Origin of the sequence: Rhizobium sp. RAF36 (genome assembly GCF_052114105.1) — a bacterium.
Classification (GTDB): domain Bacteria; phylum Pseudomonadota; class Alphaproteobacteria; order Rhizobiales; family Rhizobiaceae; genus Rhizobium.
In genome coordinates this window covers 722,459-744,343 of sequence record NZ_JBFREC010000001.1, presented here as the reverse complement: position 1 = coordinate 744,343, position 21,885 = coordinate 722,459, and the positions used below count along the sequence as shown (strand labels likewise).

General features: G+C 60.5%; 25 protein-coding genes. 18 read left to right on the top strand and 7 right to left on the bottom strand.

Features of this window, described 5'->3' with window-relative positions; genetic code table 11:
- Positions 1-11: 11 nt before the first annotated feature.
- Together AB4Z25_RS03685 and purB are read left to right on the top strand one after the other, a co-directional pair.
- Positions 12-497 (top strand): hypothetical protein, encoded by a 486-nt coding sequence (locus tag AB4Z25_RS03685; RefSeq protein WP_112539386.1) that lies wholly within the window; start codon positions 12-14, stop codon positions 495-497.
- Between the two features lie 65 nt (positions 498-562).
- Positions 563-1,864: an adenylosuccinate lyase gene (purB, locus tag AB4Z25_RS03680; RefSeq protein ID WP_112539227.1), complete on the top strand. Its 1,302-nt coding sequence runs from the start codon at positions 563-565 to the stop codon at positions 1,862-1,864.
- Between the two features lie 29 nt (positions 1,865-1,893).
- On the opposite strand, the gene AB4Z25_RS03675 is transcribed toward purB, so the two are convergent.
- Both AB4Z25_RS03675 and AB4Z25_RS03670 read right to left on the bottom strand, forming a co-directional pair.
- Positions 1,894-2,451: a low affinity iron permease family protein gene (locus AB4Z25_RS03675; protein ID WP_112539228.1), complete on the bottom strand. Its 558-nt coding sequence runs from the start codon at positions 2,449-2,451 to the stop codon at positions 1,894-1,896.
- A gap of 78 nt (positions 2,452-2,529) precedes the next feature.
- Entirely contained in the window at positions 2,530-3,327 is a 798-nt protein-coding gene (locus AB4Z25_RS03670) for a DUF2189 domain-containing protein (RefSeq protein WP_112539229.1), read from the bottom strand.
- Positions 3,328-3,491: 164 nt separating this feature from the next.
- Between AB4Z25_RS03670 and AB4Z25_RS03665 the strand changes: the two genes are divergently transcribed.
- From AB4Z25_RS03665 to AB4Z25_RS03635, 7 genes are all read left to right on the top strand, one after another.
- A complete protein-coding gene (locus AB4Z25_RS03665) occupies positions 3,492-4,046 on the top strand; it encodes an RBBP9/YdeN family alpha/beta hydrolase (RefSeq protein WP_112539230.1) in 555 nt (184 codons plus the stop codon).
- Between the two features lie 122 nt (positions 4,047-4,168).
- Positions 4,169-6,424: an EAL domain-containing protein gene (locus AB4Z25_RS03660; protein ID WP_112539388.1), complete on the top strand. Its 2,256-nt coding sequence runs from the start codon at positions 4,169-4,171 to the stop codon at positions 6,422-6,424.
- 228 nt (positions 6,425-6,652) lie between these two features.
- Positions 6,653-7,417, top strand: a complete 765-nt coding sequence (gene purC, locus AB4Z25_RS03655) for a phosphoribosylaminoimidazolesuccinocarboxamide synthase (RefSeq protein WP_112387266.1) — start codon at positions 6,653-6,655, stop codon at positions 7,415-7,417.
- Positions 7,418-7,435: 18 nt separating this feature from the next.
- Positions 7,436-7,678 carry a phosphoribosylformylglycinamidine synthase subunit PurS gene (gene purS / locus AB4Z25_RS03650; protein WP_112387265.1) on the top strand — a complete coding sequence of 81 codons (243 nt, stop codon included), beginning with the start codon at positions 7,436-7,438 and terminating at the stop codon, positions 7,676-7,678.
- Between the two features lie 19 nt (positions 7,679-7,697).
- Positions 7,698-7,955: a hypothetical protein gene (locus AB4Z25_RS03645; RefSeq protein ID WP_112539231.1), complete on the top strand. Its 258-nt coding sequence runs from the start codon at positions 7,698-7,700 to the stop codon at positions 7,953-7,955.
- Complete coding sequence (gene purQ / locus AB4Z25_RS03640; RefSeq protein WP_112516160.1) at positions 7,952-8,623, top strand: phosphoribosylformylglycinamidine synthase subunit PurQ; 672 nt, start codon at positions 7,952-7,954, stop codon at positions 8,621-8,623. The genes AB4Z25_RS03645 and purQ overlap by 4 nt, the downstream gene beginning before the upstream one ends.
- A 98-nt stretch (positions 8,624-8,721) precedes the next feature.
- The gene (locus tag AB4Z25_RS03635; RefSeq protein WP_442207900.1) at positions 8,722-9,069 is read left to right on the top strand and encodes a hypothetical protein; all 348 of its coding nucleotides are present in this window, start codon (positions 8,722-8,724) and stop codon (positions 9,067-9,069) included.
- On the opposite strand, the gene AB4Z25_RS03630 is transcribed toward AB4Z25_RS03635, so the two are convergent.
- Positions 9,070-9,324 (bottom strand): DUF1127 domain-containing protein, encoded by a 255-nt coding sequence (locus AB4Z25_RS03630; RefSeq protein WP_112539233.1) that lies wholly within the window; start codon positions 9,322-9,324, stop codon positions 9,070-9,072.
- Between the two features lie 81 nt (positions 9,325-9,405).
- Here AB4Z25_RS03630 and AB4Z25_RS03625 point away from each other — a divergent pair, with 81 nt between their 5' ends.
- The 5 genes from AB4Z25_RS03625 to AB4Z25_RS03605 all read left to right on the top strand — a co-directional run bounded on the left by AB4Z25_RS03625 (position 9,406) and on the right by AB4Z25_RS03605 (position 16,079).
- Positions 9,406-10,824: an aminotransferase-like domain-containing protein gene (locus AB4Z25_RS03625; RefSeq protein WP_112387260.1), complete on the top strand. Its 1,419-nt coding sequence runs from the start codon at positions 9,406-9,408 to the stop codon at positions 10,822-10,824.
- A gap of 131 nt (positions 10,825-10,955) precedes the next feature.
- Positions 10,956-11,531, top strand: a complete 576-nt coding sequence (locus AB4Z25_RS03620; protein WP_112539234.1) for an acyloxyacyl hydrolase — start codon at positions 10,956-10,958, stop codon at positions 11,529-11,531.
- A gap of 127 nt (positions 11,532-11,658) precedes the next feature.
- On the top strand, positions 11,659-13,893 hold the full coding sequence (gene purL / locus AB4Z25_RS03615; RefSeq protein ID WP_112539235.1) for a phosphoribosylformylglycinamidine synthase subunit PurL: 2,235 nt from the start codon (positions 11,659-11,661) through the stop codon (positions 13,891-13,893).
- Positions 13,894-13,914: 21 nt separating this feature from the next.
- The gene (locus AB4Z25_RS03610) at positions 13,915-14,148 is read left to right on the top strand and encodes a BolA/IbaG family iron-sulfur metabolism protein (protein ID WP_112387257.1); all 234 of its coding nucleotides are present in this window, start codon (positions 13,915-13,917) and stop codon (positions 14,146-14,148) included.
- Positions 14,149-14,267: 119 nt separating this feature from the next.
- Positions 14,268-16,079 carry a hypothetical protein gene (locus AB4Z25_RS03605; protein WP_112539236.1) on the top strand — a complete coding sequence of 604 codons (1,812 nt, stop codon included), beginning with the start codon at positions 14,268-14,270 and terminating at the stop codon, positions 16,077-16,079.
- Here AB4Z25_RS03605 and AB4Z25_RS03600 read toward each other — a convergent pair.
- Positions 16,076-17,233, bottom strand: coding sequence for a hypothetical protein (locus tag AB4Z25_RS03600; protein ID WP_112539237.1), 1,158 nt, complete (start codon positions 17,231-17,233; stop codon positions 16,076-16,078). The genes AB4Z25_RS03605 and AB4Z25_RS03600 overlap by 4 nt on opposite strands.
- Positions 17,234-17,390: 157 nt before the next feature.
- Between AB4Z25_RS03600 and AB4Z25_RS03595 the strand changes: the two genes are divergently transcribed.
- The 4 genes from AB4Z25_RS03595 (at position 17,391) to AB4Z25_RS03580 (ending at position 20,772) form a co-directional block, all read left to right on the top strand.
- Positions 17,391-17,615, top strand: coding sequence for a hypothetical protein (locus AB4Z25_RS03595; RefSeq protein ID WP_112539238.1), 225 nt, complete (start codon positions 17,391-17,393; stop codon positions 17,613-17,615).
- A 158-nt stretch (positions 17,616-17,773) separates the two neighbouring features.
- A complete protein-coding gene (gene grxD, locus AB4Z25_RS03590; protein ID WP_112539239.1) occupies positions 17,774-18,109 on the top strand; it encodes a Grx4 family monothiol glutaredoxin in 336 nt (111 codons plus the stop codon).
- A 141-nt stretch (positions 18,110-18,250) separates the two neighbouring features.
- A complete protein-coding gene (locus tag AB4Z25_RS03585) occupies positions 18,251-19,456 on the top strand; it encodes a multidrug effflux MFS transporter (RefSeq protein WP_112539240.1) in 1,206 nt (401 codons plus the stop codon).
- Positions 19,457-19,491: 35 nt separating this feature from the next.
- A complete protein-coding gene (locus AB4Z25_RS03580; RefSeq protein WP_112516152.1) occupies positions 19,492-20,772 on the top strand; it encodes a multidrug effflux MFS transporter in 1,281 nt (426 codons plus the stop codon).
- Positions 20,773-20,828: 56 nt separating this feature from the next.
- Here AB4Z25_RS03580 and AB4Z25_RS03575 read toward each other — a convergent pair whose 3' ends face one another.
- The 3 genes from AB4Z25_RS03575 to AB4Z25_RS03565 all read right to left on the bottom strand — a co-directional run bounded on the left by AB4Z25_RS03575 (position 20,829) and on the right by AB4Z25_RS03565 (position 21,760).
- A complete protein-coding gene (locus AB4Z25_RS03575; protein ID WP_442207863.1) occupies positions 20,829-20,993 on the bottom strand; it encodes a hypothetical protein in 165 nt (54 codons plus the stop codon).
- A gap of 111 nt (positions 20,994-21,104) precedes the next feature.
- Positions 21,105-21,314, bottom strand: a complete 210-nt coding sequence (locus tag AB4Z25_RS03570; protein WP_112387250.1) for a cold-shock protein — start codon at positions 21,312-21,314, stop codon at positions 21,105-21,107.
- Between the two features lie 209 nt (positions 21,315-21,523).
- Positions 21,524-21,760 carry a DUF982 domain-containing protein gene (locus tag AB4Z25_RS03565; protein ID WP_112516151.1) on the bottom strand — a complete coding sequence of 79 codons (237 nt, stop codon included), beginning with the start codon at positions 21,758-21,760 and terminating at the stop codon, positions 21,524-21,526.
- Positions 21,761-21,885: the final 125 nt, after the last annotated feature.

Below are 21,885 nucleotides of genomic sequence, written 5' to 3'. Positions count from 1 at the left end.
GCCCGCTGACCATGGAACGCCTGCGCGCCGCAAAGCCACCGTTGCTCGATGTCATTGCGGGCGCCCTGCTCTGGGGCCTGATGATGACGGCCTCGGCGACCGCGGCGCTTTATCTGCGCAACCGCTTCGAAACCAGCCATCTTGCCGAACTCGCGCTGCTCTATTTCTTCGGCGGCCTGTTCGCCTGGCCGTTCATGCTGCCGCTCGCCCGCTTCTTTGCCTGGCAACGCCCGCTCGAAACCCGTTTCGCCGCCTTCTTCGCCTGCCTGACGATTGGCACGATCCTGATGACGGCGTTTCTGTTTTCGATGGATTACCGCATCTTCTATTCGCGCTGGCATGCCCCCTTCGGCAGCGTCATCTGGATTTTCGAGTTCATCTTCACCGGCGCCAATGCCGTCTACCAGTTCTCGGTGCTCGGCGTCCGGCTGTTCCTGCCCTTCGGCCTGATCTGCCTGCTCGCCACCAGTTTCGCGCTGGCGAAACGCATGCGTTGAGATTGCCGCCCGTCTTTGCTACAGGGGCGCCAGCAAGTTTTGTCTACCAACGAAAGCAGTGAGCCATGATCCCGCGTTACTCCCGCCCAGAGATGGTCGCCATCTGGTCGCCCGAAACCAAGTTCCGCATCTGGTTCGAGATCGAAGCCTTCGCCTGCGATGCGCTCGCCGAACTCGGCGTCATCCCCAAGGACGCGGCGAAGACCATCTGGGAAAAGGGCAACGCGGCGGTGTTCGATGTTGCGCGCATCGACGAGATCGAAGCTGTCACCAAGCACGACGTCATTGCCTTCTTGACGCATCTGGCGGAGTTCGTCGGTCCTGACAGCCGCTTCGTGCACCAGGGCATGACCTCTTCGGATGTGCTCGACACCACTTTCAACGTCCAGCTCGTCCGCGCCGCCGACATCCTGCTGGCCGGTGTCGATCGCGTGCTCGCTGCCCTGAAGACCCGCGCTTTCGAGCATAAGGACACCGTCCGCATCGGCCGCAGCCACGGCATCCATGCCGAGCCGACGACGATGGGCCTGACGCTTGCCCGCTTCTACGCCGAAATGGACCGCAACCGCGCCCGCCTCGTCGCTGCCCGCGCCGAAATCGCCACCGGTGCGATCTCGGGTGCCGTCGGCACGTTCGCCAATATCGACCCGCGCGTCGAAGAACATGTCTGTGCCAAGCTCGGCCTGACGCCGGAGCCGGTCTCGACGCAGGTCATCCCGCGCGACCGCCACGCGATGTTCTTCGCCACGCTCGGCGTCATCGCCTCGTCGATCGAAAATATCGCCATCGAATTCCGCCACATGCAGCGCACGGAAGTTCTGGAAGCCGAGGAGTTTTTCGCGCCGGGCCAGAAGGGCTCGTCGGCCATGCCGCACAAGCGCAACCCGGTCCTGACCGAAAACCTGACAGGCCTCTCGCGCCTCGTACGCATGTCGGTCGTTCCGGCGATGGAAAACGTTGCCCTCTGGCATGAGCGCGACATCAGCCATTCAAGCGTCGAGCGCGCCATCGGCCCGGATACGACGATCACGCTGGACTTCGCGCTGAACCGCCTTGCCGGCGTCGTCGAGAAACTGGTGATCTATCCCGAGAATATGGAGAAGAACCTCAACAAGTTCCGCGGACTTGTTCACTCGCAGCGCGTTCTGCTTGCCCTTACGCAAGCCGGCGTTTCCCGCGAGGATGCATACCGCCTCGTGCAGCGCAACGCCATGAAGGTCTGGGAACAGGGCAAAGACTTCCTCGAGGAGCTGCTCGCCGACCAGGAAGTGCGCGCGGCGCTCTCCGAGGAGCAGATCCGCGAGAAGTTCGACCTTGGCTATCACACCAAGCATGTCGACACGATCTTCAAGCGCGTCTTCGGCTGATAGGGTCCATCTGCATCTCAAACGGCGCCTCAGGGCGCCGTTTTTGCTTTCTGCTTGCGGCTCTTCGCATCCGTCGGCTTGCGCCCGGACGCCTTTGCAGACGCTGATCTCTTGACGGCAACACTGGCCTTCTTGGCAACAGTAGCGGCCTGCTGCCGTTTCGGGCCCTTGCCGCTCCTGTCTTCATCGGCAAGCTTAACCTCCCCACCATCCTCCTGCGCGTTGCGCCTACCCTTCGCTGCCTTGGCAACCAAGCGGTCGAGATGCTTCAGATCGTCCTCGTCGAGGTTCTCGATCCCAATGAAGCGGTTCTCGGCATGGCTGGTCAGGATGATCTCGTCGAGCTTCGCCTGGATGGCTCGCGTATCGCGCGTCTGGGCGTTCTGCAGCACGAAAACCATGAGGAAGGTGACGATGGTGGTGCCGGTGTTGATCACCAGCTGCCAGGTCTCCGAATAATCGAAAACCGGGCCAAGCCCGGCCCAGACGAGAACGGAGATGACGGCAAGAACGAAGGTGATGGGCGCACCCGCCAACTCCGAGATCTTCGTCGCGAAATGCGCAAAGAGTTTTTTGGCACCTTCCATGCGCTGCCTCCCTCAAAGATGTCGCAAGACAACTCGGAGGAAGGTCGCAAAGTTCCGGTGACGTCCTAACCGGCCAGATCAGGCCGGCGCGACGAGCTTTCTATAGAGATGCCAGCTCGCATGTCCGAGGATCGGCATCACGAGCGCCAGTCCGGCGAACAGCGGAATGCTGCCGATGACGAGCAGCACCGCTATGATGAGCCCCCAGAAGAACACCGGCACCGGATTGGCCGCCGTTGCCCGGATCGAGGCGCCCATGGCAGCCACCAGACCGACATCGCGGTCAAGTAGCATAGGGAACGTCACGACTGTCGTCGCCAGCACGACGATCGCAAAGACGAGCCCCAGCACATTGCCCCAGAGCATCAGCTGCATGCCTTCGGGTGTTCCGAAGATCTGCGCCGAGAATGTCTCGACCGAGCGCGGGAAGACGTCGCCGAAAAGATTGCTGTAGAGCGTCTGTGCCGCAACCAGCCAGACGACGAAGAAGGCGAAGAGCAGCAGCCCGCCTGCAATGATCGAAGGCAGCGCGGGGGAACGGCGCACGTCGAGCGCATGGGTCCAGGACGTATCTAGCCCGATTTCGCGTCGGCGGCTGATCTCATAAAGGCCGATCGCCGCGATCGGGCCGATCAGCGCGAAACCTGAAATCAGCGGGAAGATCATCGGCAGCAGGTTGGCGCTTGATGTTGCGACAGCCAGGAACACTCCGGCGACCGGATACATCAGACACAGGAAGACATAGTGAGACGGCTTTTCGCGAAAATCGTCCAATCCGCGCTTCAGCGCGTCGAAGACGTCTGCAAGGCTGATCTTGTTGATGGCGGGATGCGCATAGGCTTCGCCTGCTCCCGTCATGACATGGAATGCCGTCATGGCTTTCTCCTCCGTGAGCCGTACACCGGCGGCGGAAGAAGCATCGGCTTTGAAGGGCCGACACGAAATCCGCAACCGGCAATGGCCAAACGATAACAAATTTTGCCGCCTTTGTCCCGTCTTCCCTTGACAGACGGGTCAAGCTTTCTCACATCGGCGGCATCATGAAGGTTTCAGACGCAGATATTCTCATCATTCCCGGTTACACCAATTCCGGCCCCGATCACTGGCAGAGCCGCTGGGAAGCAAAGCTCAGCACGGCGCGCCGTGTCGAACAGGCGGAATGGTCGAAGCCGGTTCGCGACGATTGGGCCGCGCGCATCGCCGAGGAGGTCAATGCCTCCACACGCCCGGTCGTGCTCGTAGCCCATTCGCTCGGCGTCCCCTCGGTGATCCATGCGATCCCGCAGTTCAAGAACAAGGTGGCAGGCGCGTTTCTGGTCTCACCGCCGGATGTCGCCAATCCGGATATCCGCCCGAAGCACCTGATGACATTCGGCCCCTACCCGCGCGATCCGCTGCCGTTCCCGGCGCTGACAGTTGCCAGCCGCAACGATCCGTTCGGCACCTACGAGCATGCCGACGATATTGCTGCTAGCTGGGGTTCGCTGCTTATCGACGCCGGTGAATCCGGCCATATTAATGCCGAGTCCGGTCATGGGCCCTGGCCGGAGGGCACGATGGTCTTTGCGCAGTTTCTGTCGAAACTGAAGCCCTGACCACGCGGCACCCCTGAGTTTTAATAGATATTTCAGTGAACGCTACGATAATGCGCCGAGGCGAGTGAACCGAGTGCGCGCATTTGAAGCGATCCAGACAAGACCATCCGGCAACCGTAGAGCTGAAGCCCGCCAAGCCGGCGGACAAGCGGCGGCTCGAAGTGCGCGATACGCCGGATCTGGCCGAACGCGAAAGCCGCTGGAACTACGCCCTGATCGGCTCGGGGCTCGGCGTCTGGGATCACAACCACCGTGCCGGCACCAAATACTATTCCGAGACCTGGAAAGAAATCCGCGGCATGGGCCCGGATGAAGAAGCTAACGGCGACTACGAGGAATGGCTCGCCCTCCTTCACCCCGATGACCGCGACTTCGTTATCAAGGCGATCGACCGGCAGATTGCAGGCGACCCGGAATACCAGGTGTTCGAGTATCGCGAGCGGCACAAGGACGGGCATTGGGTCTGGATCGAATGCCGCGGCGCCTGCGTCGAGTGGGATGAGGACGGCAATCCCGCCCGCATCGTCGGCACCGACACCGATATCACCGCCCGCAAGCGCGCCGAGGAGATGCTGGAGCATCTCTCCCGCCGTCTCGATCTGGCGCTCGACATCACCCGCATCGGCGTCTTCGAAGCCGATCTTGAGGCCGGCACAGTCGAATGGGACGACCGGCTTCTCACCATGTACGGCCTCGAAGGCACGGCCCGCATCCAGCCCGGCGAAGCCTGGGAACAGATGCTGCATCCCGATGACCGAACCGCGGCGCTCGCCAAGCTGGACGAGAGCCTCGACAAGGACCAGGGCCTGTTGCACGAGTTCCGCATCATCAGAACCGACGGCCTCGAGCGCGTTATTCGCGCCCGGTCCGCCTTCTTCGTCGATGCCGAAGGCAAGCGGAAGCTGATCGGCGCCAATTGGGACGTCACGGAAGAGGTCAAGCTCCGCAACGACCTGCAGAATGCCAAGAACCTCGCCGAGGCGCGCAACCAGGAACTTGAAGCCGCCAAGGAGAGCATCGAGCATCTCGCTCTCCACGACTATCTGACCGCCCTGCCGAACCGTCGCTATCTCGACCGCACGCTCGAAGAACGCGCCGAAGAATGCCGCAAGGGTGGGCTGACGCTTGCCGTGCTGCATATCGATCTCGACCGCTTCAAGCAGATCAACGACACGCTGGGCCATCGCGCCGGCGACGCGATGCTGAAACATGCCGCCAAGGTGCTGAAGGACTGCGTCCGCTCGACGGATTTCGTTGCCCGCATCGGCGGCGACGAGTTCGTCGTCCTCTGCGCCGTCGAAAGCGGCACCAAGAAGCTGTCGAACATGGCGGCCCGCATCATTCGCGAACTCTCGAAGCCGATCCGCTATGAAGGCCATGAATGCCGCTTCGGCGCCAGCATTGGCATAGCCGCCGATAGCGGCGCCGATCTGGACGCCAAGCAGCTCCTGCTGAACGCCGATATCGCGCTCTACCGCGCCAAGGGTGCCGGCCGGAATCGCCACGAATTCTTCTCCAAGGACGCGCGCCGCAGCATCATTGCCGCCAAACGCCTGGCCGACGAAATCCTGCAGGGCCTCGAGCGCCACGAATTCGTCCCCGTATACCAGCTGCAGTTCCATGCCCGCACACTCGAAGTCGCTGGCGTCGAGACATTGGCGCGGTGGCAGCATCCCGAACACGGACTGATGGCGCCTGACCGCTTCCTGAAGATCGCTGAGGATCTCGACGTCGTCTCGACGATCGACGGGCTCATTCTCGAACATGCCCTCGCCGACCGCGCCGTTTGGGCAAAGGACGGATTCCTTGCGCCGAAAATCTCGGTCAACGTCTCGTCCAGCCGTCTCAACGATCCGGCGCTTGGCAAGAAGCTGCGCGCCCTCAAGGTTGCTCCGGGCACGCTTTCTTTCGAGCTGCTGGAATCGATCTCGCTCGATGACTGCGACGACGCCGTGATCGCCAACCTCCGGCATTTCCGCAGGCTCGGCATTGATATCGAGATCGACGATTTCGGAACCGGTCACGCCTCGATCGTCAGCCTTCTGAAGCTCAGCCCGCGGACGCTGAAAATCGACCGCGAGCTGATCCGCATGTTGCCGCAATCGGCCGAACAGCGCAAACTCGTGCGCTCGATCATCGATATCGGCCGTTCGCTGAATATCCTGGTGACGGCCGAAGGCGTCGAGACCATGGATCACGTCCGCATTCTCGCCGATCTTGGCTGTGACGTGCTGCAGGGCTACGCACTTGCCCGGCCAATGCCCGCAACGCAAATTCCGGCCTATGTCCAGGCAGCAAGCTGGCGCCATCAGGAAGGCGGAGCGCGGGCGCTACAAAGCGGCCTCAGCCGCGAGATCAAGCGCAACGCCACCAAATAAGCCTGCATAACCGGCCGGTCCCACGGCTTTGATTTCCAACAGTCATCAAAATTCTGTAGGCTGATATCCGCAATATCTTCGATTCTCTCAGACCGCATCCCTATATCTTGGGAATCCGGGGAAGGAGTTACTGGCGCATTGTGAAAGTGACTCTTTTCCTTTATGGGGACGCCACGAGATCGATCCACTGCGCTATCCCAAGAGCGCCAAGACAGAGAAAAGCTTAAAATGAACCGTCGCCGCCGTATCTACGAGGGCAAGGCCAAGATTCTATATGAGGGACCGGAACCGGGTACGTTGATCCAGTTCTTCAAGGATGACGCCACCGCCTTCAACAAGAAGAAACACGAAGTTATCGACGGCAAGGGCGTTCTCAACAACCGCATTTGCGAGTTCATCTTCAACCATCTGAACAAGATCGGCATCCCGACGCATTTCATTCGCCGCCTCAACATGCGCGAGCAGTTGATCCGCGAAGTCGAGATGATCCCGCTCGAGATCGTCGTGCGCAACGTTGCGGCCGGTTCGCTGGCCAAGCGCCTCGGCATCGAGGAGGGCGTCGTCCTTCCACGCTCGATCATCGAATTCTATTACAAGTCCGATGCGCTCGATGACCCGATGGTTTCGGAAGAGCACATCACCGCGTTTGGCTGGGCCAACCCCGCTGAACTCGACGACATCATGGCGCTCGCCATCCGCGTCAACGACTTCATGACCGGCCTCTTCCTTGGAGTCGGCATCCAGCTCGTCGATTTCAAGATCGAATGCGGCCGCCTCTTCGAAGGTGACATGATGCGCATCATTCTGGCCGACGAAATCTCGCCGGACAGCTGCCGTCTGTGGGACATCGAAACGCAGGAAAAGATGGACAAGGACCGCTTCCGCCGCGATATGGGCGGCTTGCTGGAAGCCTATTCCGAAGTCGCACGGCGCCTCGGCATCATCAATGAAAACGAGCCCGTGCGCGGCACCGGGCCTGTATTGGTCAAGTAAGTCAGGGAAGACAGGCAAGTGATCAAAGCTCGTGTAACCGTCACGCTCAAGAATGGCGTTCTCGACCCGCAGGGCAAGGCAATCGAAGGCGCTCTTGGCGGCCTTGGATTCGCTGGTATCGGCAATGTCCGCCAAGGCAAGGTGTTCGACCTGCAGCTCGAAGGTGCGGACAAGGCCAAGGCCGAATCCGACCTCAAGGCGATGTGCGAAAAACTCCTCGCCAACACCGTTATCGAGAATTATACTATTTCTCTCGACTGAAGGTTGCGGAGAATGCGCGATGGCTGATGTTACTCAGGAATTCATGTATGAGCTTCTGAAGAAGCTCAGCCAGCGCTTCGACAAAGTCGATCATGCCATTAGCGAACTTCGCACGGATAATATGACTTTGCGAAACCAGCTGCACGTAATCCAAGGTGACGTGAACAATCTGCGCGCCACCTTCGGCCACGTCGAGAACCGTCTCGATCGCATTGAAAACCGTCTCGAACTTCGAGAATTGGCAGAATCACAAGCAAGGTTTGAACCGCACCCATGAAGTCCGCCGTCGTTCAGCTCCCTGGTCTCAATCGCGATCGTGACATGATCGCTGCGCTCACCAAGATCTCAGGTCATGCACCGGTAACGGTGTGGCAGACGGAAACGCAGATTCCGGATGTCGATCTGATCGTCATCCCGGGCGGCTTCTCCTACGGCGATTACCTGCGCTGCGGCGCGATTGCTGCCCGCATGCCGGTCATGCAGGCGATCATCGAGAAGGCCAAGCAGGGCACTAAGGTTCTGGGCGTCTGCAACGGCTTCCAGATCCTCGTCGAGGCAGGCCTCCTGCCCGGCGCGCTGATGCGCAACGCCTCGCTGAAATTCGTCTGCCGCGAAGTCAAGCTTGAGGTCGTCAACGCCGATACCGACTTCAGCCGCGCCTATGCCAAGGGCCAGATCATCCGCTCGCCCGTTGCCCATCACGACGGCAACTATTTCGCCGACGCTGAGACGCTGGCGAAGATCGAAGGCAACGGCCAGGTCGTCTTCCGCTATGCCGAAGGCACGAACCCGAACGGCTCGATCAACGACATCGCCGGCGTGATGAACGAGAGCGGCAATGTTCTCGGCATGATGCCGCATCCGGAAAACCTGATCGAAGCAGCTCATGGCGGCTCCGACGGGCGCGGTCTCTTCGCTTCGGCGCTCGACGTAATCGCCGCTTAACCTTCGCCGGATATCAGGTGGATCTAAACCACCACGGGAGACCACCGATGCGCATTGCGACCACCTTCACGGCTGCTGCCGCTATTGCTGTCATCGGAATGCTGACTGCGTCCTGCCAGTCCAAGCCGCCTCCAGTCAGCGCAAACCGAGACGCGCTCTCCACCATGGAACGCGTTGCCGTCGGCGCAAACAATTGCTGGTTCAAGTCAGGCGATGCATCCTTCGCCACCTATCGCCTGGCGCCGGAGCTTAATTCCTTCTCCGGCCGTCCGCGCATCCTGGTCGTGCACAAGAACAGCCCGGCTGGACTGCCGCATCTCGTGGTGCAGGCGGAGGGCAATCCCGCGAAGCTTCAGGCCTTCGGCCCGATGATGTCGCAGCCGGTCTCTGCCCGCATCGCCGCCGACGTCAATCGCTGGTCGTCAGGCAGCAAAGCCTGCAGCTGATCAGTCCCAGAAGGTCGATTTTCCGACTTCGCGCGCAGCATCGGATTGCGATAGACCGATATCCTTGAGCTGATCGGCCGTGAGTTCGCGCAGGGCACGTCTTCCCTCGCGCTTCTCGTGCCAGACGAGAAATCCATTCCACATGCGCTGCAGCCAAGATTGACCGGTCGTCTCGACCCGGGGAACGATCACGTGCGGACCATCGATCGACACAATCGGCACAATATCACCATTGATCTGCTGTACTATCGACATCGCCGCTCTCCTGTCATCTTGCTTGGCGGTAATGTCTCATAATATTGACAGAACAACGGTGACAATCTATTCATTGTCACCATGACAAATTGGCTCCCTGATCTCTCGCGCGGCTCCGGTCCGGTCTATATGCGGCTGGCTGATAGCATTGAATCCGCCATTGCCAGCGGCGCCCTGCCCGCCGGCGGCAAGCTTCCGCCACAGCGCAATCTCGCCTACGATATCGGGGTGACAATCGGCACGATCGGCCGAGCCTACGCCTTGGTGCATGAACGCGGACTGGTTGCCGGAGAAGTGGGGCGCGGGACTTACGTTCTCGATCGCACGCAGGTGGCACCCAACGAACAGGCCGATCCGCTGACGCTGTCGCTTGGCGGCACGCGTGCCATCGATGCTCCGCCAAACAAGATCCGCTTCGACACGACAGCGGCGCCGGACCTCGGCCAGGGCAAGATCGTTGGCGGCATTCTCGGCGAGATCGGCGAACAGCACATGGCCGAAGTCTCCTCCTATTCGCGACATTTCCCAACCAACTGGTTCACCGCCGGACGCCTATGGCTTGCGCGCAACGGCTGGACGCCGGATGCCGAAAACATCGTGCCGACGCTTGGCGTCCATGCTGCCGCGATCGCCGTGATCTCCGCGATGTCTGCGCCCGGTGACAAGATCGTTTTCGAAAACCTGAGCTACACGCAGGTCAGCCGCAGCGCCCGTATTCTCGGCCGCCGCACCATCATCGTCGATTCCGACGAGCACGGCGTCATCCCCGACGATTTCGAGCGCGTCTGCCATCAGCAGCACCCGAAGATCGCCTTCCTGATGCCGACTGCCCATAATCCGACGCTCGCAACCATGCCCGCCGCGCGCCGCGTGGCCATCGCCGACATTGCCCGCCGCCACGGTGTCTGGCTGATCGAGGACGATCTCTATGGCGGCATGACCGGAGACGATGCACCGTTGCTGGCCTCACTGGCGCCCGAGCGCACCTTCCTCGTCAATGGCCTGTCGAAGTCGGTCGCAGCCGGGGTTCGCGGCGGCTGGGTCGCCTGCCCGCCGCATTTCGCCCAGCGCATCAAGGTCACCCACAAGATGATAACCGGCGGCCTGCCCTTCATTCTGGCGGAGACCGCGGCCCGTCTTGTCGAGAGTGGCGAAGCGGAGCGTATTCGCGCCGCCTGCGTCAAGGAGCTGGCATCGCGCCAGGCCGTTGTCAGGGAACACCTCGGCGGTTTCGACTTCGTGTCGCATCCGCATGTGCCTTTCCTCTGGCTGAAGCTTCCGGAACCCTGGCTCTCGGGCACATTCAAGAATGCCGCCTATCAGGAAGGCGTCCTTGTTGATGACGAGGACGAGTTCAAGGCGGCCCGCTCAGAGCGCGTGTTCCATCGTGTCCGCGTCGCCTTCTCATCGCCGGGTGGCAGTGCCGAGCTCGCCAAGGGAATGATGATCCTCCGCCGCCTGCTGGAAAGCGGCGTCTCGTCCTATGACAGCGAAGTCTGACCTGTTGCATTTTCGCGCCATCGCAGTTCCGAACCCTGTCATATTTTAGGGGCCTCTTTACCGGCGTCTCACGCTGAGTTCCCATCGAATAACAGCCGCGGCTGTGATTCGATGGGCGCGAGGAAAAGCCTATGGACGCTTGTATCCGTGAAGTGGCGTTGCGTTTCCTGTCAGCATCTGCAGCCGCCGTTCTCATTGCCGGATCAGCGAGCCTCCCTGCCCATGCGCAGGATCAGATATTCGACGAACTGCGCTTCGGCGCCTCGGCCTCCATCCAGGGCGGCAGCGAACATGAGGACGGCGTCTTCCCTGAATTGACGCTGTTCTTCGATCCGTTCGGCCACGACGAGGCCACCGGCCTGCAGAAACTGGCCCGCCCGCGCATCCATCTGGGAACGTCGATCGGCACATCCGGATCGGCAACACAGGTCTTCACCGGCTTTTCCTGGACCGCCGACTTTTCGGAAAAGGTCTTCGCCGAAGCGGGTTTGGGCGGCGTCATCCACACGGGTGAACTGGATGAGAACGACGACGGCCCGGCGCTTGGCTGCCGTGTGCTGTTTCACGAATATATCGGCGCCGGCTACCGTTTCGACAATCACTGGAATGTCATGGCCCAGGTCGCCCACTCCTCGCATGCCAATCTCTGCGATGGCCCGAACAACGGCATGACCCGCGCCGGCCTGCAGATCGGCTATAAATTCTAGGCATCTGCCGCTTCGAAAGGCGCTCCTTCCCGTCTTTGTTGACGGCGGGCATTTTCCTGTCGCGCGCCGCGCCAACTTGGGTTAAAGACACCCCAAAACGCGCAACGGCAGGGACTTTCGAGAGCTCATGACCATATCCAATACCCGCCCGATCACCCCCGAACTCATCGCCAGCCACGGCCTGAAGCCGGATGAATATCAGCGGATTCTGGATCTGATCGGCCGCGAGCCGACCTTCACCGAGCTCGGCATCTTCTCGGCCATGTGGAACGAGCACTGCTCCTACAAGTCTTCGAAGAAGTGGCTGCGCACGCTGCCGACCAAGGGACCGCGCGTCATCCAGGGTCCGGGTGAAAATGCCGGTGTCGTCGATATCGATGACGGCGACTGCGTCGTCTTCAAGATGGAAAGCCACAACCACCCGTCCTACATCGAGCCTTACCAGGGTGCGGCGACCGGCGTCGGCGGCATTCTGCGCGACGTCTTCACCATGGGCGCCCGCCCGATCGCGGCGATGAACGCGCTGCGCTTCGGCGAGCCCAGCCACCCGAAGACCCGCCACCTCGTCTCCGGCGTCGTCGCCGGTGTTGGCGGCTACGGCAATTCCTTCGGCGTCCCGACTGTGGGCGGTGAAGTCGAGTTCGATGCCCGCTACAACGGCAACATCCTCGTCAACGCATTCGCTGCAGGCCTCGCCAAATCGAACGCCATCTTCCTGTCGGAAGCCAAGGGCGTCGGCCTGCCCGTCGTCTATCTCGGCGCCAAGACCGGGCGCGATGGCGTTGGTGGTGCGACCATGGCATCGGCTGAATTCGACGAGTCGATCGAAGAGAAGCGTCCGACCGTTCAGGTCGGCGACCCCTTCACCGAGAAGTGCCTGCTGGAAGCCTGCCTCGAGCTGATGAAGACCGGCGCCGTCATCGCCATCCAGGACATGGGTGCCGCCGGCCTCACCTGCTCTGCCGTCGAAATGGGCGCCAAGGGCGATCTCGGCATCCTGCTCGATCTCGACACCGTTCCGGTGCGTGAAGAGCAGATGACCGCTTATGAAATGATGCTGTCTGAAAGCCAGGAGCGCATGCTCATGGTTCTCGAACCATCGAAGGAAGAGGTCGCCAAGGCGATCTTCGTCAAGTGGGGCCTCGATTTCGCCATCGTCGGCAAGACCACCGACGACCTGCGCTTCCGCTGCGTCCACCAGGGCGAGGAAGTCGCAAACCTGCCGATCAAGGATCTCGGCGACCAGGCTCCGGAATACGATCGCCCGTGGCGCGAGTCCGGCAAGCGCGCGCCGCTGCCGGCCGAACTCGTTGCTGCGCCAGCCGATTACAACAAGGCCCTGCTCGACCTCGTCGGCTCCGCCAACCAGTCGAGCCGCCGCTGGGTCTACGAGCAGTATGACACGCTGATCCAGGGCAACTCGCTGCAGTTGCCGGGCGGTGACGCCGGTGTCGTCCGCGTCGAGGGCCACCCAACCAAGGCGCTTGCCTTCTCTTCAGACGTCACGCCGCGCTATGTCGAGGCCGACCCGTTCGAAGGCGGCAAGCAGGCCGTCGCCGAATGCTGGCGCAACATCACCGCCACCGGCGCAGAGCCGCTGGCCGCGACCGATAACCTGAACTTCGGCAATCCGGAAAAGCCCGAAATCATGGGCCAGCTGGTCGAATCCATCAAAGGCATCGGTGAAGCCTGCCGCGCACTCGACTTCCCGATCGTCTCGGGCAACGTCTCGCTCTATAACGAGACCAACGGCGTCGCCATCCTGCCGACCCCGACCATCGCCGGCGTTGGCCTACTGCCCGACTGGAAGTCGATGGCCCGCATCGGCAGCGCCGCCGAAGGCGACCAGCTGATCTTGATCGGCACCGACGGCAGCCATCTCGGCTCTTCGATCTACCTGCGCGACATCATCGGCAGCACCGATGGCGGCGCACCGGAAGTCGATCTCTTTGCAGAGCGCCGCAACGGCGACTTCGTCCGCTCCGCGATCCGCAACGGCCAGGTTTCCGCCTGCCATGATATTTCGTCCGGCGGCCTGGCACTGGCGCTTGGCGAAATGGCAATGTCGTCGGGCAAGGGCCTCAATGTCACGCTGTCAGAGGGCAAGGGTGCCCCCCATGCCCTGCTCTTCGGCGAAGACCAGGCCCGATATGTGATCGCGGTCAAGGCCGATGTCGCAAACTTCGTTTGTGCCAATGCCGAAGGTGCCGGTATACCGTTCCGCCGCCTTGGTTCTGTTTCCGGTGAGAACCTTGTTGTCGACGATCTAATCTCGCTGCCCATTCAGCAATTGCGCAATGCCCATGAATCGTGGTTCCCTGAATTCATGGACGGCGGCAACGCGCTTGCCGCTGCCGAATGATGCGCAAGGAGTAAATCGATCATGCCCATGAAACCCGGCGACATCGAAGACATGATCAAGTCCGGGATCCCCGGTGCCAAGGTGACAATCCGCGATCTGGCGGGTGACGGCGACCACTATGCCGCCGAAGTCGTCGCCGAAGCCTTCCGCGGCAAGAGCCGCGTGCAGCAGCACCAGATGGTCTACGAGGCGCTGAAAGGCAATATGGGTGGCATCTTGCACGCCCTGGCGCTTCAGACCTCGGCGCCGGAATAAGACAGATGGATGCCCGGCCAAGCCGGGCATTTTCTTTTTCGGCCCCTTCCGCGCCCTAGCGCAATTTTAATCGTCTGCCGTCCATAATTCCCCCGCACACGAGAGCGGCGGATATTGGCATGACTTCTGGTTTCCCGGGCATTGCAGCTGAGGCAGAGAGTAGCGACCGTTCTTCTTCCTGGCTGAGAGTATTTGCGATCATCGCGCCGCTCAGCCTGATCATCGCCCTCCTGGATCTGGCCGACGGTCAGGCGTTTCTCGGCGATATCGACGACAAGATGCGGGAACTGCAGATCCGTCATCTTTTTCTCGGTGGCGGACACTGGTTTGATCTCAGCTTGCCGGTTATCGCAACGCCGGAGCCCTACACATCGCCCTGGTCGCGGCTGATCGACCTCCCCTTTGTTGCGATTGCCTACCTGCTCTCGCCGGCATTTGGACCGGAGCACGCGCTCCAGATCGCATTCCATATCTGGCCGCCAGTGATGCTTATTGGCTTCAGCGCCCTGACGGCTATGTTCTTCTCCCGGCTGATGCGCAGCGGCGTCGTCATCAGCTATCCGATCCTCGTCATCAGTATCGTTTTTATGACCTATGCGATCTGGGAATTCGTTCCCACGCGCATAGACCATCACAACATGCAGATCCTGGGCTTGCTGATGATCGGTGTCGGCCTGGAGCGCTGGAGCCGAGGCGGTGGAATCCTGATGGGCATCGGGACTATGATCTGCATCATCGTCGGCCTCGAAGGTCTGCCGCTGATCGCCGTCGCCTTTCTGGGCCTGGTGGGCTGCTTCATCTTTCAGATCGCCGGATCCCGCGATGTTCTTCTTGGCGCGGCAGCCACCATCCTGGTGTTGACGTTGCCCGCAGCCTTCGCATTCATCGGACCTGCAGGAATACGATCGACACAATGCGATTCCTTCTCGGCTCCCTATATCGTTCTGGCGCTCGGCTGCTCATCGATCTTGCTGATCGGCGGATTGGTGCTGCATCGTCAGACAGCACCGATCAAGATTGCTGCCCTTACAGCAATGGGCGGCGCATTCTTGGGCGTGACCGCCTACATCTTCCCGAGATGTCTATCCGGCCCCTACTGGATGATCGATCCGCTGTCGCGTCACGACTGGCTTGACCGCGTTCCGCAGGAATTCAGTTTTATCTACTACTTCCAGCATCCGCAGTTCACGATCCTGATGATGCTTGGCGTACTCTTGTGTATCGCCATTGCGGCACTACCGGCCATTCTTCGAGCCGCCCGGCGGGGAAATGCCGGTCTTACCATCGTCTTTGCAATCGCCGTCGCCAGTCTTGCGATAACACTGCTGCAGACCCGAAACATCCGATTTACCTTCGCTTTCGTACCGCTTTTTCTGCCGTACGCACTGCAAATAGCGACCGTTCCCAAGAGCTTTGGGCCAAACGGCAACAAGGTTCAGCGCTTCGTCGGCGCCGCTTTGGTATCGGTCATCGCGATCGCGTTGTTGCTCCGTCTGGTTTTCCCGCCCCAGGAACAGAGCTACGACGCGATCGACTACATGGCCTACAGCGAGTGTGAGGGCCAGGATTTCTCGGTTCTGTCATCTGTCGCGCCGGGCAAGATCGCCGTTCCGGCCGGGCTTTCGCTTCCGCTTGCGTTCGCCTTGCCTCCGGGTTTCTCGGTCGCAGCGCTTCCATTTCACCGTGCGTCGCCCGGGATGAAGCACATGTTCGAACTTTTCACGTCGGCAGACAGCGAAATCCGAAGAGAAGCAGCCGCTCCTTTTGATTATGTCGCCGTCTGTGCGTTTCCGCTACCGGTCGACGCCAGCCAAGCGCCGGTCTATGCTGCGCTTGCGCAAGGCGGCTCCTGGCCGGGACTGATCCAGATCAACAATCCATCGGCATCGGATTTCAAGTTGTTCCGCATCGATCACCAACTTTTCCGTTAGCTGATCTCTGCTAGCCCCGACTTCAACGCCCCATCAGCCATCACCGTTCCCGCCAGCGGCCCAGAAGTCAGCAGCGTGAAATCGAAGGACGCCTGCAAATCAGGGCCAAGCACGTATTGCCGGTGCACCCGCAGGAAATCGAGCTTGATCTTCTTGTAGTGCTCGGGCGTCAGCATCTGTTTGACGCGGATGAACAGCATCTTTGCCTGCGGCGCATCGGCGTGACCGGAAACGGCGACGACCGGAACCTTGTAGAAATGGATCGCGTCCGTCAGACACTGAACGTCGAGCCAGAAGACCGCGGGATTTCGGGCAATGGCGCCGACGCGCGACCGCAACAGGGTGGCAGACTTCAGCAACGCACATTGCAGCACCGCGGAGCCAAGCGAGGCAAAAACGACGCGCTTGCCATGGAGCAGACCCGGCTCGCGCTCGAGCAGCATCCCGAGAACATGCGCAGCCACGCTTGAGCCCATGCTGTGCGATGAGATGACATATTCGTCCGCCTCTTCCGCAAGAGCCGCACGCGCGGCCAGAGCACAGCGCTCCAGAAAGTCCTGGAATTGCGGCCTGTTCATGTGCCCGAGCCCGACGGCCATCTCCCAATCGGCAAACAGGTGCAGCGTATGGAACCGTTCCGTGAACGGCAGAAACACGAAGGCAAAGAAGATGCCGGCAAGCGGCAGACTCCAGACCAGATGCCATGCGGCAAAACCGGCGCCAACGGGCAGAAGCGCGATGGCGGCAGTCAGCAGCATGCCGAGCATCATGAGCAGAAAGGGAAAGATGAAGAACAGGCCGAAACGCCAGGCGTGGCGGAAATAGCCCGTCATTGCGCCATCGGCGATAATCCTCGCTGCCGCGGCAAATCCATCCGCCATCCGCCGCGCCAAAGGCTTATTGCGAAGCGACTGGACGAGTTCGTCGTGGTCGAAGATGTGGATCGTGTTTTCGGTCTGCCAAGCCGGCGCATTGGCATGAACGGTAAAGCGCAGAGGATAATCGGATGTTTCCGCGTCTCCCGTCTCGACCGCGTAATTCCACGCCGCAGCACTCTGCTTGGCGGAGCGCTCGTAGCGCGCCCGCTGCGCGCGTCCATCCAGCGGCTCGAAGCCCGGGAAATGCAGGACCACCCGCTTCCTGATCAGTTCCATCACTATCTTTCCGGCAAGCCCCCATGGCGCCATCGGCCGCCGCCTTGCACGCCAAATAAGGCGGAAAAAGCACGAACGGACGCGAACTCCGCTTGCTAACCTAAAACATCCGGAATTCAATAGCCGAGGAACCGGTTTGTGTCGCAGGGGGTATTGGATGGCCGATCTTATCAAGGAACTTGTCAACGGCGTGGTCGAAAGCGTTCTCAAGGAAATCCTGAAGAAGACCAGCGGAAGCAACACGACGAAGCGCACGAAACGTCAGACGCGCTCGGCAACCACTGGCCGGTTCAAGAAGGCTGCCGCCCCGCGCAAGACCGCCAAGAAACAGGTCAGCAAGCGCCGCACCGCAGCCGTCCGCACCAAGCAGCGCAGCCGCTGAAGACAGCGGCGTAACGAAAGCGCAACAACATTACCTAGCATGCTTACGATTGGTCTTTTTTTGGCATTGACTGCTGGAATTTGATCGGGCGCATGCTATCTAAAGCAAACGATTGAAACGGTGGGCCTTTAACCCGCCTGTTGAAAGGATTAAGTCCCATGAGCGGCATCAACGAATTCATCGCCAACGAAATCAAGAGCAACGACGTGGTCCTTTTCATGAAGGGCACGCCGCAGTTTCCCCAGTGTGGTTTCTCCGGCCAGGTCGTCCAGATTCTCGATTACATCGGCGTCGACTACAAGGGCATCAACGTGCTCGCCGATTCGGAAATCCGCCAGGGCATCAAGGATTACTCCAACTGGCCGACGATCCCTCAGCTTTACGTGAAGGGTGAGTTCATCGGCGGCTGCGACATCGTCCGGGAAATGTTCCAGGCGGGCGAATTGCAGCAGCATCTGCAGGAAAACGGCGTCGCGGTTCGCGCCGCCTCCTGACCGGGCACCGGGCGTCCGTCCGGTTTCCAAACCTGATTTGATTTGAGTCCGAGGCGCTGTGCTGAACAGCGCCTTGGCCTGTTTATGGGAATTTCTAAAGTGACGGACACCTCTCCCACCGTTGCCGCGGGTCGAACACCTATGGGCAAGCGAGAGTTCATCTTTCTGGCTGCCTTCATGATGGCCGTCAATTCTCTCGCCATCGACGTCATGCTTCCCGCCCTCCAGCAGATCGGCGCCAATCTTGGGGTCGAAAGCGAAAATCACCGCCAGTTCGTCGTCTCAGCCTATCTCTTCGGCTTTGGTCTGGCGCAGCTGTTCTTCGGCCCGATATCGGACCGTTTCGGCCGCCGCAAACCGCTCTTCGTGGGCCTCGTCATCTATATCTTTTCCGCCTTCGGCATTGCGCTGATCCCGTCCTTTGGCGGCCTGCTGGTGCTTCGCTTCATCCAGGGCATCGGCGCTGCGGCCACCCGCGTCATCACCATATCGATCGTCCGCGACATCTATGGCGGCCGCCAGATGGCCGAAGTGATGTCTCTGATCTCGATGACTTTCATGATCGTGCCGGTGATCGCACCGGGCACCGGCCAGCTCGTCATGCTGTTTTCCACCTGGCACATGATCTTCGTCTTCATCGGCACGATGGCGACGCTGATCCTGATCTGGGCCTATAACCGGCTGCCGGAAACGCTGGCGCCCGCCAATGTCCGCCCGTTCACGGCGAAGTCCGTTATCGGCGGCTTCAAGCTGGTGCTGACCAATCGCAGCGCCCTTTGCTACACGCTGGCGACCACCGTCGTCTTCGGCGCGCTGTTCGGCTTCATCAACTCGGCGCAGCAGGTCTATGTCGGCATCTATGATCTCGGGGTCTATTTCCCCTTCGCCTTTGCCGGCGTCGCGATCTTCATGTCCTTCTCGTCATTCCTGAATTCGCGTCTCGTCGGCCGCTTCGGCATGCGGCGGCTGTCGCATGCCTCGCTCGTCGGCTTCATCATCGTCAACACCATCTGGCTGCTGGTGCAGCTTTATGGTCCGCAGCCAACGCCCTTCCCGGTCTTCATCTGTCTGTTCGGGCTGGCGATGTTCCAGTTCGGCTGGATCGGCTCGAACTTCAATTCGCTGGCGATGGAGCCGCTCGGCCATGTCGCCGGTACCGCATCATCGGTTCTCGGCTTCACCAGCACCATCGGCGGTGCAGCTATCGGTGCGGCCATCGGCCAGGCATTCAACGGCACGGCGCTGCCGATGGTTATCGGCTATTTCACCGTCGCCTTCATCGGTCTCGGCTTCGTGCTGATTGCCGAAAAGGGACGGCTTTTCCAGCCTCACAATCCGGCTGTCTAGGCAGCCGGACAGCATTTTCTTTGGGGGACTTCATTATGGCGGCGGATCATACGGCGCACATCGAAAACCAGGGCTCGGCCCGCATCGGCATGGGCTTTGCCGAATTCGTCATCACCATCGCGATCATGACCGCGAGCGTTGCGATGGCGATCGACAGCATGCTGCCGGCGTTGCCGGCCATCGGCCATTCGCTCAACGTCACCAATACCAACGACGCCCAGCTGGTCATCGCCGTGTTCTTCTTCGGCTTCGGTGTGTCGCAAATCCTGTTCGGCAGCCTCTGCGATGCCTTCGGCCGCCGCAACATCCTGCTTGGCGGTCTCGCCGTCTACGTGCTTGCGATGTTCGGCGCGGCCGCGACCTCGAGCTTCGAAATGCTGCTCGTCATGCGTTTCGTCCAGGGCATCGGCGGCGCGGCGGTGCGCATCACCAGCATGGCGATCGTCCGCGATTGCTTCGGCGGCCGCGAAATGGCCCGCGTCATGTCCTTCGTGATGATCGTCTTCATGATCGTGCCGATCGTCGCCCCGTCGGTCGGCCAGCTGATCATCAGCTATGCCAACTGGCACTGGATCTTTATACTGCTCGGTCTCGTCGGCTCGATCCTTTTCATATGGGCAGCCGCCCGGCTGAAGGAATCGCTGCCGCGTGAGGAGCGCATACCGCTCTCGTTTGCCGCCGTCGGCAATGGCTTCAAGACCGTTTTGACCAACCGCATTACCTGCGGCTACATGATCGGTCTCACGATGTTCACCGGCGTCATCAGCGCCTATGTCATCTCCGTCCAGCAGGTATTCGGCGAGGTCTATGGCCTCGGCGACTGGCTGCCGATCGCCTTTGCGGCGACCGCCGGTGGCATCGCCGTCGCCAACTTTGCCAACGGCTTTTTCGTCCGCACCTTCGGCATGCGCCGCATTTCCCATGCAGCGGTGCTTCTCTTTACCGTCATCTCCGCCTTCGGCTTCGTCGTAGCGCTCGGCGGCACAGTCAATTTCGCGCTCGACTACGCCCTCTTCACAGTGCTGCTGATGCTGTTTGCGGTGATCGCCACCAATTTCACGGCAATCAGCCTTGAGCCGATGGGCAACCTGGCCGGCACAGCAACCGCGATCACCGGCTTCGTATCGACGACTTTCGGCGCCCTTCTCGGCGGCGGCGTTGGCCAGCTGTTCAACGGCACGGTCCAGCCGCTCTTCGCAGGCTTTGCCGTCTTCGGTGCGATCAGCGTTGCCGCAACGCTCTGGGCCGAAAAAGGCAAGCTCTTCACCCATCCCGGCGACAGCCCGCAGCTCGATCCCGGTGCTGCCCACTTCTAATAAAAAAAGCCCGCCGGATTGGCGGGCTTTTTTGATTGCGGCACTGATGGCGAAGCTTATCGCTTGCCCATCGGCTTGCGGCTCTTGTCGCCCTTTACCGACGATGTCTTTGCATCGTAGGCCTGACCGAAATTCGTGCCGCCGAGATGGCCGCCGCCGCTGGTGTTGGCAACCTGGCGTTCGGCTCTGCGAAGAAGCAATTCTGCATTTGTCTTTTTCATCATGGCTCTCAATATTGGATCAATGAAAAAAGGCTGGGCGAAAACCCAGCCTCCCGATCGTCTGAAGACCCGTGCCAGTACATCCGTGGTCAAAGGTCGAAGACGGTAGTGTTATGCAGTCGCGAGGTTCTCGGCAGCATTCTTGCCGCTGCGATTATCGCGCACGACGTCGAAAGTGATCTTCTGACCTTCAACGAGGTTGCTCATGCCCGACCGTTCGACGGCCGAGATATGAACGAAGATGTCAGGCGAGCCGTCGCTCGGCTGAATGAAGCCGAAGCCCTTGGCGGAATTGAAAAACTTGACGATTCCATTGTTCATGACGATTTCCTTTCAATCGCGTTGAGATTACCGCCCGGCGCACGCCGTCGGTGTGTGATCGATTTGAGAGGAAAGATTAGCTCGGGCGCTCGAAGCGCAAAAACGAAGCTCAACAGGCAAGTTCGATGCGCCGGTATATAGACCTCAATTGTGCTCGCATAAAGGCAGAGCGTGATTTGGCGAAAACTATTGCGTGTGGAGCGCCGAAATCACCCAATGAGGTGCGCCTCTGTAGCGGCCACCAGAAATTTCTTCCGGGCCTCGCCGGCATCCGCCAAACCATTGAAGGCGTCGAGACAGGTAACCTCCGCACGATACAGAGCAGGTCCTTCCTTCAACGGCCACTCCGTCACCATCAGGCGGTAGGCGTCATGAACAGTCTTGACGACGCGGTAACGGCCACCGAGCCTGATACGCACTGGAGAAAATGCAGGGGCGCTCTTCATGACATCAACCTCACGCAAAACATGCGACTCAACGAATCACCTTGCGAGTCGTTCCGGACCAACGCGCGCCCATGCCAATCACGGTTCAAGACCGCTTCGGCATGGGATTGATGGCGTTTCGTTCA